8 protein-coding genes are annotated in these 13,906 nt (G+C 41.3%); 1 reads left to right on the top strand and 7 read right to left on the bottom strand.

Annotation, left to right across the window (positions count from 1 at the left end; genetic code table 11):
- Positions 1-1,851, top strand: coding sequence for a glycoside hydrolase family 13 protein (locus tag RIC88_RS01605; RefSeq protein WP_350215673.1), 1,851 nt, complete (start codon positions 1-3; stop codon positions 1,849-1,851).
- Positions 1,852-1,951: 100 nt separating this feature from the next.
- Here RIC88_RS01605 and RIC88_RS01600 read toward each other — a convergent pair whose 3' ends face one another.
- From RIC88_RS01600 to RIC88_RS01570, 7 genes are all read right to left on the bottom strand, one after another.
- A complete protein-coding gene (locus RIC88_RS01600; RefSeq protein ID WP_350215672.1) occupies positions 1,952-3,331 on the bottom strand; it encodes a sugar porter family MFS transporter in 1,380 nt (459 codons plus the stop codon).
- An 8-nt stretch (positions 3,332-3,339) separates the two neighbouring features.
- Positions 3,340-5,595 (bottom strand): beta-glucosidase BglX, encoded by a 2,256-nt coding sequence (gene bglX / locus RIC88_RS01595; RefSeq protein ID WP_350215671.1) that lies wholly within the window; start codon positions 5,593-5,595, stop codon positions 3,340-3,342.
- Positions 5,596-7,149 carry a RagB/SusD family nutrient uptake outer membrane protein gene (locus RIC88_RS01590; RefSeq protein WP_350215670.1) on the bottom strand — a complete coding sequence of 518 codons (1,554 nt, stop codon included), beginning with the start codon at positions 7,147-7,149 and terminating at the stop codon, positions 5,596-5,598.
- Between the two features lie 10 nt (positions 7,150-7,159).
- Positions 7,160-10,279, bottom strand: coding sequence for a SusC/RagA family TonB-linked outer membrane protein (locus RIC88_RS01585; RefSeq protein ID WP_350215669.1), 3,120 nt, complete (start codon positions 10,277-10,279; stop codon positions 7,160-7,162).
- A gap of 13 nt (positions 10,280-10,292) precedes the next feature.
- Positions 10,293-11,120 (bottom strand): glycoside hydrolase family 16 protein, encoded by an 828-nt coding sequence (locus RIC88_RS01580; protein ID WP_350215668.1) that lies wholly within the window; start codon positions 11,118-11,120, stop codon positions 10,293-10,295.
- Positions 11,113-12,219 carry a glycoside hydrolase family 16 protein gene (locus RIC88_RS01575; protein ID WP_350215667.1) on the bottom strand — a complete coding sequence of 369 codons (1,107 nt, stop codon included), beginning with the start codon at positions 12,217-12,219 and terminating at the stop codon, positions 11,113-11,115. The genes RIC88_RS01580 and RIC88_RS01575 overlap by 8 nt, the downstream gene beginning before the upstream one ends.
- A gap of 67 nt (positions 12,220-12,286) precedes the next feature.
- Positions 12,287-13,801: a PKD domain-containing protein gene (locus tag RIC88_RS01570; RefSeq protein WP_350215666.1), complete on the bottom strand. Its 1,515-nt coding sequence runs from the start codon at positions 13,799-13,801 to the stop codon at positions 12,287-12,289.
- Positions 13,802-13,906: the final 105 nt, after the last annotated feature.

The following is a 13,906-nucleotide window of genomic DNA, read 5'->3' as shown; positions in this document are numbered from 1 at the left end:
ATGCGATTATTATCGGTACTACTAATGATTTTTGGATGCTTACAACATCCATTCAGTCAAACCATCCATCACATCGATCCGCCATTCTGGTGGTCAGATATGCCAACCCAAGAACTGCAAATCATGCTACACGGTGAAGGTTTAGGAAATTTGACGCCATCGATTGATCGGGAAGGAATTAGTATTGAATCTATCGAAAGCTTATCCAATAAAAACTATTTAGTGCTGAATCTCTTGCTGGATGAAGATATCAAACCAGGGATATTTGAAATAGTACTTTCTGATGTTGACGATGTAAAAACGAATATTGATTATGAGTTAAAGTCCAGGACAAATGATACCAATCGAAACCTTGGTTTTGATGCTAGTGACGTGATTTATTTACTGATGCCCGATCGTTTTTCCAATGGTGACCCATCAAATGATACGATTGCGGGAATGCTAGAGGGAGTAGATAGAAATAATCCGGATGCACGTCATGGTGGTGATATACGAGGGGTCAGCCAACACCTGGATTATATCAAAGAACTCGGTATGACGGCCGTGTGGCTTACACCTACTTTTGAAAATGATATGAAACCGTCATACGGAGCATATCATGGCTATGCAGCAACTGACTTATACAAAATAGATCGACGTTTTGGAACAAATGAAGCTTTCAAGGCTTTTGTAGAACAATGTCACGAGATGGGTCTGAAGGTAATTATGGATATGATCCACAATCACATCGGAGATCAGCACTGGTGGCTAAAAGACCTCCCATCAGGTGATTGGCTCCACGATATTGAAAAGTACGGCACCACTAACTTTAGAGGTGAAGTCCAGTCAGATCCCTATGCTTCAAAATACGATACCGACAAGCTCATCAAGGGCTGGTTTGTGCCTGAGCTGGCAGACCTTGATCAGCGAAATCCAGTGTTGGCTAAATACCTTATTCAAAATTCGATCTGGTGGATTGAATACTCAGGTGTGGATGGAATTCGAATGGATACCTATGTATATCCCTATAAAGAATACCTGGAACAATGGGTGAATGAGGTTCTTACCTCCTATCCTAAGTTCAATGTAGTGGGTGAATCATGGGTGAATGAGGTGGCACATGAGTCCTATTGGCAAACCGGAGCTCCCGGTACAGCAGGATACGATTCAAAACTCCCAAGCGTTACTGATTTTCAGGTCACCTTTTCTGTTGACAAGGCCTTAATGGAAGATTTTGGTTGGGATACCGGGCTCAGAAGATTGTATTACACCATTTCGCAAGACAGGCTGTATGCCGATCCCATGAAAAATGTTATTTTTCTGGATAACCATGATCTTGAACGATTCGCAAATCGTGTGAACAACGATTTTGACTTGTTTAAAATGGGGTATGCTTATCTAATGACCATGCGCGGTATTCCACAAGTATACTATGGAACTGAACTCATGCTGGGCAACTCCTCTGCCGGGAGCTGGGCTAAGCAGCGAGCCGATATGATTGGTGGATGGGTTGAGGATGATCGTTCTGTTTTTAAACCGAATGAAAGGACAGAGCAGGAAACTGAGGCCTTCGAGTTTGTGAAAAAAATCACTAACTGGAGGAAGACTGCAAAGGCGATTCACAGCGGAAAACTGGTTCATTTCATACCGGAAAACAACACATATATCTATTTCAGATATACTGAAGAGGAAGCTGTCATGGTTGTGATGAATCGAAATGAGAAAGAGGTTGAAATAAACCGTGATCGATTTTCTGAGATGCTTGACAACTACTCAATTGGAATCAATATCATTGACGACACCACCATTGATATAAGATCAAACTTCAAAGTGAGTCCTAAGCAGACTGCTATTTTTGAGTTGAAGAGGTAGGATACCAACCAGATACTTCCCTTCCTTTAAGTGAGTTGCAGGAGTGAAACTTAGGAGTCTGTGTGGAGATGGAGATGGTCACTTCTACTTCGTAAATCAGTTATCCCTTCTCCCAATAACGCTCTACTTCTTCCAAGGATTTTCCCTTGGTCTCAGGGATAAACTTGTAGGTCAGGATTAAAGTAACAAGGATAAAACTTATAAATATGAAGTAAGGCAATGATTGATTCCAAAAAGGTCCCTGATTAGCTTCACTTTCCACGATGACAGGAAACGATTGAGAAACCATATAATTCATTCCCCACTGGGCGGCTACTGCCACAGACATTGCTAAGCTTCTTATTCTATTTGGAAACATTTCAGAAAGCAGAACCCAAACTACAGGCCCCATTGATAAAGCGAAAGATCCGATAAAAACCAAAATTCCAATAAGTGAAACAAGTCCGACCTGATCATTCATCAGCGTAATGCCGAGCATTAAGAATCCGGTGGTCATACCAAGACAACCCAAATAAATCAAAGGCTTCCTACCAAACTTATCCACTGTGCCCATGGCAATGAATGTGCAGAGAAGGTTCACCCCGGCCAACAGTAATTGTTGCTTCAAAACATCCTGCTGCCCAAATCCAAGTGCTTTTTCAAAAATGTCTGCTCCGTAGTAGAGCACCGCGTTGATGCCTGTAAGCTGTTGTAATGCTGAAAGTGCAGAGCCAATCAATACAATAGGCAGAATTCCTTTGGCGAACAATTCACCAATACTAGGCTTATCTGTTTTATCTATTGAAAGGCATATTTCACTAAACTCTTTTTCCGCCATGGATTCCCCATGCAGCTGGGCCAGAATCATTTTAGCCTCCTCATCTCTTCCTTTTAGGATTAGCCAACGGGGACTTTTAGGAACCACAAACAAAAGGAATAAGAATATCAAGCAAGGAATTAACTCTGACCAAAACATCAATCTCCAGCCCTGATTTATATTGTATTCCGGACCTCCAGTATTACCAATGGCATAGGTTGCCAGAAACACAACAAAGAATCCCACAACGATGGCCAGTTGGTAAAAGGTTACCATCTTTCCCCGAATTTTTGCTGGAGAAATTTCCGCTATATAGGTGGGTGCATTCATGGAGGCTATACCGATTCCCAGCCCACCTATAATTCTAAAAAACACCAACAAGGAAACTGATTGCGGTAAAAAGGACGGCAGCCCGGATCCCCAGGCTGAGATGGTAAACAGAACGGCGGACAAAATCAAAGAGTTTTTTCGACCGTATGCTTTACTTATCAATCCGGAGAAAAGTGCTCCAACAAAACAGCCTACTAAGGCACTACCTACCACCCAACCCTTCATGGCAGCTTCTAATTCGAAATACTTACTGAAATAAAATTGAGTTCCATTAATTACCCCAGTATCATACCCGAACAATAAACCTCCCAGTGAGGAAACGATTGTTATTAAAAGAAGGCTTTGCTTTTTCATAGGTTAGGTTAGAAGTTTAATGTTTGAGTCTTCAGATTCATGCTATTGCTACCTACTGATATTTCAAATTCTCCAGGCTCAAACACAAGGTCTCCTTTATGATTGTAAAAAGATAATTCCTTTTTTGTTAGTTGGAAATTCACCTCTTTGGATAGACCCGCTTTGATTTTCACTTTATCAAACCCCTTCAGTTCCAGAATAGGGCGTGAGATTGTAGCTACTTTATCACGGACATAAAGCTGCACTACTTCTTCTCCGTCTATGTAGCTCTTGTTTGTTACAGTTACCTTGACATTGATTCCTCCGTCTTTTGCTTGAATAGAATAGTCAGAATAAAAGAACTTTGAATAGCTCAATCCATATCCAAAGGGAAATAGCGCAGAGTTTTCTACATCCATGTGATGAGCATAAAACACTGCATCGCTTGCCGGACGTCCGGTGTTGAGGTGATTGTAATACAGGGGCACCTGTCCTACATGTCTGGGAAAACTCATCGTTAGCTTACCGGATGGATTTACATCACCAGATAACACATCAGCAATAGCATGACCAGCTTCTGAACCTAGGTGCCATGCTTCCACAATAGCTGGAATGTTTTCAGCTTCCCAAGGAATGGTCAATGGACGACCATTCATCAGAACCAGTACAATATTTTTATTCACATTGTACACCTCTTTCAGTAATTCTAGTTGCATACCTGGCAGCCCTATGTCGGCTCTGCTTCGTGCTTCCCCAGACATATAAGCTGTTTCTCCCAGCGCCATAATTACCACATCCGAATTACGCGCTATTCTTACAGCCTCTGTAAAACCAGATTTATCCTTTTCTTCAATTTCAACTTCATCAAAGAAATTGTTTGGTCCTATAGATAATTTGCATCCTTCGGCATAGGATAGCTGTACATCATCCCCAAAGCGAGATGTTATTCCTTCATATAGTGAAACTGCTGAACCCTTTTCTGCAGCAGCTCTCCAGTTGCCTAATGGAGAATCCTTGTCTTTAGCCAATGGCCCAATGACAGCCACCTTCTTTATATTCTTAAGTGGGAGTAAATCGCCATCATTTTTTAATAGAACAATTGATTTAGATGCAACATCACGTGCAGCACTCCTATGATCCGCATGGCCGATTTGTGCTTTTTCATTCTCTGTACTACAATACCTGAAAGGGTCATCAAATAAACCAAGCTTGTATTTGAGCATTAAAATTTGTCTAACCGACTGATCAATTAAATCAGCTGAAACTTCGCCTGACTCTACCAACTCCTCCAAATGCCTGATATAGGAATCCGCTTCCATATCTATGTCACATCCAGCGATGGCTGCCTGTCTGGAAGCATCCCTTTTATCTCTTGCCGTCCCATGGTTGACCATCTCACCGATAGAGTTCCAATCGGAAACAACGACACCATTAAAATTCCATTTTTCTCCAAGTAGATCCCGAAGTAAATAATCATTTGAAGTGGACGGCACTCCATCAATGTCATTAAAGGCATTCATGAAGGTCGCCACTCCGGCCTCAACAGACGAAACAAACGGTGGTAGAACAGAGTTGTGTAAAATGTTTTTTCCCACCGAAACTGAGTTATAATCTTTACCTGCTTCTGCGAACCCGTAACCAGCAAAATGTTTGGCACAGGCTGCAATTGTCGAGGATTGAGATAAATCTTCACCCTGGAAGCCCACGATTCTGGCTTTTGCTATTTGACTACCAAGAAAAGGATCTTCACCCGCCCCTTCCATCACACGGCCCCAACGGGCATCACGAGAGATATCTACCATTGGCGCAAATGTCCATTGGATACCAGCTGCTGACGCCTCTGCGGCAGCTATTCTGGCTGACAGTTTTATAGCTTCAAGATCCCAGGAAGCTGACTCAGCCAGTGGGATCGGGAACATGGTTTTATAGCCATGAATGACGTCATATGCAAAAATCAATGGAATACCCAAACGGGTACTATCGATCACCAGTTGCTGTAGCTTACGTGTATCCTCAGCTCCTAACGTGTTTAAGACAGAACCCACCTCACCATTAATAAAACGTTGGTAGCGTTCCGCATGATCCACGGAAGCATTGGGTCCGGTCATTTCTGCGCCTACCGAATACTGGTTCATCTGACCAATTTTCTCTCGTAAGGTCATTTCCGCAAGCAGGCTATCAACAAAAACTTCACCTTTACTTTCTTCTTCAACAGCCCTGTTTGCACATGAGTTGAGCATGAATGCTGTAAAAATCAGCAAGCCGAATTTTATTATATGGCTCATTTAGTATCCCTCGTTTTGTATTAGTACTCCGTTGGAAAGATCAATTTCATCCTGCGGTATTGGAAGGAATCCTTTGGTGGCCGGATTAAACGTTACATCGTAAAGTGCTTGGTCATCGATGTACTCCGGTCCCCTTACACCCTGCACAGTTAATTCAGCTTCAGCAACAGTTATTCCTTGTCTCAACAAATCAAAGTAGCGTAATCCCTCGAGAGAAAGCTCCATCCTTCTTTCATTAAATAGTGAATTTTCCGTGTAGCTAGCCAAGTCGCCCAGCCCAACTCTTTGTCTTACTCTGTTGATATAGTTTACGTTTTGACCCAACTCAGCTGCCATTAAAAGCACATCTGAAAATCGGATAATACGCTCATTTGTCGTGTTATTATGTTCGAGCTGACCACTTGTACCCTTAGCTTCAAGATCAGTTGAGTACTTATTGGAATAGTACCCGGTGTGCTGAAAAGTTTTGTTGACCGTACCTCCTATGTTTGACTCATGCAGAATAGTCAAATCCCGTCTAGGATCACCAGTCATGTCCTGGTATAATTTATGAGACACGGTCCCAAATGCCCACCCTCTGTAATGTGTATTTTCCTGAAGCGCCCTTGGACCCATCATCTGTGCCGCCAGGTTTCCCTCTACTCGTTCCTCATTACCCCACTCCCAGCGCGGAGGATTATCAGAATACGAAATCTCAAAAACACTCTCCACACTAAATTCACCAGCATTTGAGAAAACAGTGGCATAATCAGGCAGTAAATCATGACCGCTATTATTGATTACATCTTCCAGCTCTGCAAGCACGTAAGCTGCATCAATAGTAGTACCATTTGCCTCCATATTCTGATTGTATACACCATCCCTGAAAAGAAATACTCTTCCGAGCAATGATTTTGCAGCCCAGGTAGTTGCCCTTCCCAGATCACTTCCTGTCACTGAGGTTGGAAGGCCTGCTATTGCATCGATCAAATCGCTAGCAATTTGATTATACGTTTCTGTCGGAGTTGACTGTGCGATAATTGAAGCTTCTATTCCTTTTGGAGCAAAAGTCATTACCGGAACATTTTCAAACAGACTTACTAATTCAAAGTGGAAATAAGCCCTTAGAAACTTGGCTTCTGCTTCTATTCGAGTGCTAAAGGCAGCTGAAGCATTCTCCAGTTCACCAAGCTTTTCCAATGTGAAATTGGCCCGATAAATACCCCAATAATTGCGTTTCCAAAGTGATCTGACAATTTGATTACCAGTGGGAATGTTGAATGTATTCAATTCATTTTCATCGAAACCATCTCCGGCATCCTGTCCGCCGGCATATGCGTCATCAGACAACATATCAGAGATTAAAATGACAGGTGCGTAAGGAAGGCCAACCCCTTTTTGGTGTCCCAACACATCATAGGTTGCAAATAATGCCTGCTCTACTTCTTCTTCGGTTTTGTAGAAACTCTCCGTATTGATTGAGCCTTGAGGAGTAATTTCCAAAAAGTCATCACCACATCCTGTGAAGGTGGTCAGGGCTATTGTAAGCGTTAATACTTTATATATTTTTCCCATGATTCTATATTTAGAAAGTTATAGAAGTTCCAATTCTGAAAGTTCGAGCCTGGGGGTAGATTCCTCGGTCTATCCCTCTGTCTGATAAGACCGGGTTACCATCAAATACCCGAGCTCCGACTTCAGGATCGGGTCCATCGTAGCTTGTGAACGTGAATAAATTCTCTGCTGAGATATATAACCTCCATCGATCGCATTTAAATCGCTCAAGGACACTACCTGGCAAATTGTATCCGATCTGGATGTTCTTCATTCGAATGAAAGAACCGTCTCTAATATTCACCAAATCTGTTGGCCGTGTATAGTTTCCGTTGACATCATTGGCAACAAACCTTGGAACAGTGGTAGAAGGATTGCTTTCTGTCCAGCGATCCAATATCCAGCTTTGCTTATTGGAGGCTGGAAGATCAGGTCGGTTGATGCCGTTGAAAATATCCTGACCTAAAAGCCCATTCATAAGAATGGAGAGGTCAAAGTTTTTGTACCCAACATTAATCGTAGAGCCAACTACCCAATCCGGATTTGGGCTTCCAATGATGGTTCGGTCATCCGCAGTAATTCTTCCGTCTCCATTTACATCTACAAAGCGTATGTCACCAGGCTGTGCACTTGGCTGAATTGGGGTTCCGTCACTTGATATGTGAGAAAATACATCTGCCTGTGACTGGAAAACACCATCTGCTTTGTACCCAAAGAATGTATAAATGGGGCTACCCTGGAAGGTGCGTGTAACTTCACCTGCCAATGCCCAAGATGATCCCGTCAGGAAGCTACCTTCTCCATCAATTCGGGTCATGGTATTTTTGTTGTAAGCAGCATTTACTCCAACAGAGTAGCTGAGATCACCTTTACGATCCCTCCACTCGAGCGACAATTCCACTCCTTTATTTTCTACCTCACCAACATTGTTAAAGCTCGGATTTAATCCAGCTGTGGCTGGTATACTGGATGGCACTAATAGAAGCTTCTTAGTTGTTTTATTGTAATAATCCAAAGTAGCAGAAAGTCTATTATTAAAGAAGCCTGCGTCAATACCAAAGTTCAACTGCTGAGACTCTTCCCACTGAATATTTTCATTTTGAATATTAGTTGGGATTGCTCCCCTGGTAGCACCGCCTCCAAATGAGTAATTAATGTCAAAGTCAATCGTAGATACGTAAGCAAATGGACTGATTTTATCATTTCCGTTTACTCCCCAACCACCTCTCAGCTTGACAAATGTGATCTGATCCCATTGTGGGAAAAAAGCCTCATCGCTTATAAACCAGCTTGCGCCGAAAGACATGAAGTTACCATACCGATTATTTGGGCCAAACTGTGAAGAACCATCCTTTCGATAAGTAAGAGTAGCTGAATACCTTTCTTTATAATCATACATTAATCTGGTGAAAACAGAAGACAATCTGTTTTGCCATGCTGCCCCGGACGTCCGCTCAAGTGAGTCAATCGCAAGACTGAGGTACCTTAAATCAGGGTTTGTAACTGTTACTCCTTCACCAAATCCGGAAAGCAATTCTGAGTCATTCTTAACTGCTGATGCACCTATTAAGAAATTGAAATTATGATCATCTACTTTTCTAGTATAGGATAATGTGTTCTCTACCTGCAAAGTCAGAGAACGGATAAACTGTTTACTCAGATTGGTATTATTTAAGTTGTTCGTCGTTGATGACAGGAAGTATAAGTCTGTGTAATCATCAAACTTCAGGTAGCTCAAATCCATTCCAATATCAGATTTAAAGCTTAGCCCTTCAATAGGCTCTACTTTAGCGTATACATTCCCAACAAACTGATCCTTGTTTACTTTGAAATTGAGGATTTCTAACCTTGCCAATGGGTTGACAATTTCCTGACCTATATTGTTTGAAATGGCATATACATTGCCATTCGCATCAGTCACAACCGGATTTCCAGCGTAATTATCAGTCGGATCAGTCAAAACAGATGGATCATTCTCAAAAACAGCAGTCAAAGGATCCATGTTTAATGCACTGTTATAAGCGCCATTAAAAGAACCATTGCTGTTTACTCCACGGGTTTTTACATTGCTAAAATTGAAGTTATTTCCCCATGAAAGCCAATTATTTACATCTGTCTGGGTATTCAGTCGTGCGGTATATCTTTCAAATTTTGACTTTTCACCACCTATGATTCCTTCCTGATTAAAATAGGATACACTTGATAAGAATGTGCTTTTCTCAGAACCTCCTGATATGGAAATTGAATGGCTTTCAATTGGTGCATTTTTAGTGAAAAGCTCTTCCTGCCAATCGGTATCATTTGCAGGTATCTCATTTGGGTCAAATGGCTCTCTCGCCAGATTAACAACCCCAGCTTCAGCCATGAGATCCTGGTACTGCTGTGCATTAAGCATGTCCACTTTTTTCGCAACACTTTGAACTCCCTTATACCCTGAATAAGTTACGCTAACTCCACCCCTTTGCCCTTTTTTGGTAGTAATAAGAACAATTCCATTAGCGGCACGTGTACCATAAATTGCAGTAGATGAAGCATCTTTTAGCACCTCCATTGATTCAATATCGGAAGGATTCAAATTGTCAATGCTCTGCACTGCAATACCATCTACCAAAAACAAGGGTTGAGCATTCCCATTGGTACCAATTCCTCTGATAATTACATTCGGCTGCTCCCCGGGCTGCCCTGATGAATTGGTCAGATTAACACCGGCGGCACGTCCCTGCAATGCCTGATCAACCCTTACAATGGGTGTGCTGGAAATTTCATCTGATGAAACGCTTTCTATTGCACCGGTAACAACTTTCTTTTTCTGAGTTCCATACCCAATTACAACAACTTCCTCAAGTTCTCCTACAGCTTCAAATAGGCTTACATCAATTGTCGATCGATTACCAACCGCTATTTCCTGCGTTTCAAATCCTATAAATGAAAACTCTAAGACTGCCTCAGAAGATGAAACAGCCATCATATACCTACCATTAAGGTCGGTAATTACACCGTTGGTGGTTGATCGCTCACGAATAGTCACGCCTGGTAGCGACTCGCCATTTTGATCGGTTACAGTTCCTGAAACCGTTCTTTCCTGCCCTATTACCCATGATGCCATGAGTACAAAAAGGGTTACTAGAAAAATTTTATACTTATTAGTCATATGGTTGAATGATTCAGTCTTCTAATAATTGATAATATCTCACATGGTCAATTTCCAACCTTTGAGGCCAAACGTCAGGGTCTACACCCATTTTGCCGCCCCAATTTCCACCAACAGCTAGATTAATAATTAAATGATATTGAAATTGATTGAAGGGCCAGCCTGCTACACCTTCATTGGCTCTTGTAATGCTATAGTATTTTTGATCATCTACAGACCATGTAATTGTTTCTTCTGTCCATTCGATACTATAGTTGTGAAATGATAAATGTGCATCTGCTATATAGATGCTGTCAGATTTATGAGTTCCATGCATACCATTATACTTTTCAGTATGTACTGCACCGTATATCATCCCTCTATTGTACCCTACATGCTCCATAATATCTATCTCTCCATCTGTCGGCCATTCTCTTGACCTGCCCTCAATTGTAGGGAGCATCCATATTGCAGACCAGGTACCTAGCCCTTGAGGGATTTTTGCTCTAACTTCTATTTTGCCATACTTCCAGTCAATCTTATTTTTTGTGACCAGCTTAGCGCTTGTGAATTTCTTATTCTTATAGTTTTTTTTGTGCGCTTCTATAACCAGAATCTCATTTTCCAGACGAATATTTTCATAGTCATTTTTGTAAAATTGGAGTTCATTATTACCCCATCCACACAAGTTTGGACATCCATCACCTTCTATTACGGTCCAGATGGTTGAATCTAATTTTCCTGAATTGAAATTTTCCTCCCATTTCAATGAATAACCTGATGGAGAATCGCTCAATTGAGACGCACCCAAACAAGCTATCATAAAAACATACAGTAAGGGAATGGTGGCTAGACTATTCATCCTGGAAAACCCTTATATAGTCCACAAACATCCGCTGAGGGAATGTCGTAGTTGCATTAGGTGAACCTGGCCAGTTACCTCCAACAGCTACATTAAAGATTAGAAAGAAATTATTCCTGAGCTCCGATAACGCTGTAGGAGTAATATCCATCGTGTGAAATTGTTGATCATTTAGAAACCATGTGATGGAATTGGCATCCCATATTATTGTAAACACATGGAACTGATCACTAAATTTTCCTGATGAAAGCTGAGTATTACCTCCAAAATCTGCTTTTGTTCCATCATTATCCCAATGGGCTGTTCCATAGACCACATCATCTCTTCCATCTCCACCACCAATCAATTCCATTATATCTATTTCACCGCAAGAAGGCCATCCAACACTTCTGAAATTCGCACCCAACATCCAAAGAGCCGGCCAAATGCCTTGTCCTTCAGGTAACCTGGCTCTTATATCAACCCGACCATAATTGAAGTCAAATTTATCCTCGGTTGTCAGCCTTGAAGAAGTGTATGATCTTCCGTTGAATGATTCTTTTCGTGCTTCGATGGTTAAGTATCCATCTGAAACACTCGTATTATCTTCCCTGTAGTATTGGAGTTCATTATTACCCCATCCATTTGAGCCTGTACCAATTTCGTAATTCCAGAATGTTTCATTTAGGCTAGACCCATTAAATTCATCTTGCCAGATCAGTTTCATTCCGTCATAAGCTAGAGGTGTTGTGTAACCTTCATCGGCAGGAGGTCCATCTTCACCAACCTGAATAACTATTGTTCGAGATTCTCTCAAAAACCTGCCGCTTGTGCCTATTGCTTTTATTTCAATAGCATATGTTCCAGTACTCGAATAGGTATGTGAGAAAAATCCATCACTATTGGACAACAGCTCCACCCCATCTTCTCCAGTATCAAGTGTGTATTCTACTACATTTTCAGCCTGACAAGTTATTTCTGCCAAACCTGAACCATCTGAAAAAACAGCAATCTCAATTGTAAGATTTGCAGGTTCCAAAATTGGGGCTTCATCTGCATTTGAACACGAGGTACAAATTCTTAGAAGAAGTAACAAGCAAATAGTCATGGAGTTCTTCACTAGAATTGAATTATTAAGAATAGAAAAAAAGCTGTGCAGACTTTCTGCACAGCTTAAAAATTAACTATTAATCTATTACGAGATTTCTTACATAAAATGTTCCTGTAGTTGTATGGTCTCCGCCACCAATCTGAATGTAAAACATATCAAGATCTTCCCTATCGTAAGGTGTTCCAGTACCAGCACTAACGAAGCTAGGAGCATCAATTTGGAAAGTAACAGTCACCCATTCATCAGTTGCTAAATCAGCAGATTCATACTGATATAAATCTGTCCACCATTGCTCAGTTGCACTTTGATCTGCAAAACCAACAATTACTTTCTTAGTCAAAGAACCGCTGTAATCATTTGTGCTTGGTAGGTATACCTCTAGAGATATTGTTGTCAAATTAGTGAATGTAATATCTTTTGGATCAGGGTTTCCTGTTAGTTGTGCTTCCTGGAATTGAGCATCTGTTCTATTGAACTGACCGACCTTAGCAGCAGAAGCATCGGTTGGATCATCAGCACCCACTTCGATTGTAGAGCCGCCAGCAATAGTTCCCAAATGTTCAAATGAAGTTTCAGACTCAAAAGTATGAGACATTGTGGTTGGTGTAATGTTATCTAAATCCTCGCCAAACTCAGTAGCTTCAGTTACAAGCTCGGGCTCTAAAGAAGCATCAGAATAGTTTACGTAATAAACAGGCCAGTACCCAGCATCGCCATAATCAAATTCTAATTTTAGCACATCATAACCTGTTTCCTGGGTGATGGTCGCTTTGAAAGTAACCTCACTAAAAGGTACTATATTCCCAGCGCCATCATTTCCTAACTTAGGAATTCCCATCCATGCACCTTCACCTGAAAGTGTAATAGTATTTGCGGCTGGATCATAAGTATATGAATGAGTCCCTGACAGCCATGCACTTACATCGTCACCACAAGCATTAACCATATTAGCAGCTGTTGCTTCAAAGCAAGATTCAGCTCGTACATTCGAATCACATCCTTCAACGTTATTGAAAACACCAAATTCAGCCCAGAATTCACCCATATCGTCAAAAATGTATGATCCGTCTCTAGTAAAAGTAAATGTCTGTCTGTAAAGACATGGTCTGGATCCATCGTTAGTTAAACCAGGCCACCAGGCAGCTGGATCATCGGCATTAGGTCCTAATGACATAGCTGTTCCTTCTCTGAATAGTTTCCATGTTTTTGACTCAGTCCCAGTTAAGAGAGTCAAAGCTGAATTTGGATCAGTTATAGATACTTCTTCCGAAAAGGTAGAAGTAGCTCCTGCTTCATTAGCAGCAACTAAAGTAACCGTATAAGTACCGGCAGCACTATAAGTGTAGGTTGGATCAGCATCGGTGCTTACACCCGCTTGATCACCAAAATCCCATGCATATGTAGTTGCATTCTGAGAAAAATTGGTAAATGAAACTTCCAAGAAGCTTTCTGAGCTAACGGCAAATTGAAAACTCGCGATTGGATCTTCAGTAGTAGATCCCCCATCATCATCACTACATGAAGTGAAGACAATTAAAAGGGCAAATGCCATTACCGCCCTTGACACATTTAAAAAATTGAATTTTTTCATTTCGGCTAATTTTTGTTTTAAAGTCAGAACCACTTTCGATTTTTTTATCGATTCGAGTAATCAACATTAGGGGGTAAAAGCTTAAAAAAACGAAAAACACACTAC

This window comes from Ekhidna sp. (assembly GCF_040220215.1).
In the GTDB taxonomy this organism is placed as follows: Bacteria; Bacteroidota; Bacteroidia; order Cytophagales; family Cyclobacteriaceae; genus Ekhidna.
The sequence above is the reverse complement of the archived record's forward strand: the minus strand, read 5'-3'. Positions and strand labels throughout refer to the sequence as shown.

Bases quoted from the DNA above. Each gene is read 5' to 3' on its own strand.
- RIC88_RS01605 (WP_350215673.1), top strand. From the start codon at position 1: ATGCGATTATTATCGGTACTACTAATGATTTTTGGATGCTTACAACAT.
- RIC88_RS01600 (WP_350215672.1), bottom strand. From the start codon at position 3,331: ATGAAAAAGCAAAGCCTTCTTTTAATAACAATCGTTTCCTCACTGGGA.
- bglX (WP_350215671.1), bottom strand. From the start codon at position 5,595: ATGAGCCATATAATAAAATTCGGCTTGCTGATTTTTACAGCATTCATG.
- RIC88_RS01590 (WP_350215670.1), bottom strand. From the start codon at position 7,149: ATGGGAAAAATATATAAAGTATTAACGCTTACAATAGCCCTGACCACC.
- RIC88_RS01585 (WP_350215669.1), bottom strand. From the start codon at position 10,279: ATGACTAATAAGTATAAAATTTTTCTAGTAACCCTTTTTGTACTCATG.
- RIC88_RS01580 (WP_350215668.1), bottom strand. From the start codon at position 11,120: ATGAATAGTCTAGCCACCATTCCCTTACTGTATGTTTTTATGATAGCT.
- RIC88_RS01570 (WP_350215666.1), bottom strand. From the start codon at position 13,801: ATGAAAAAATTCAATTTTTTAAATGTGTCAAGGGCGGTAATGGCATTT.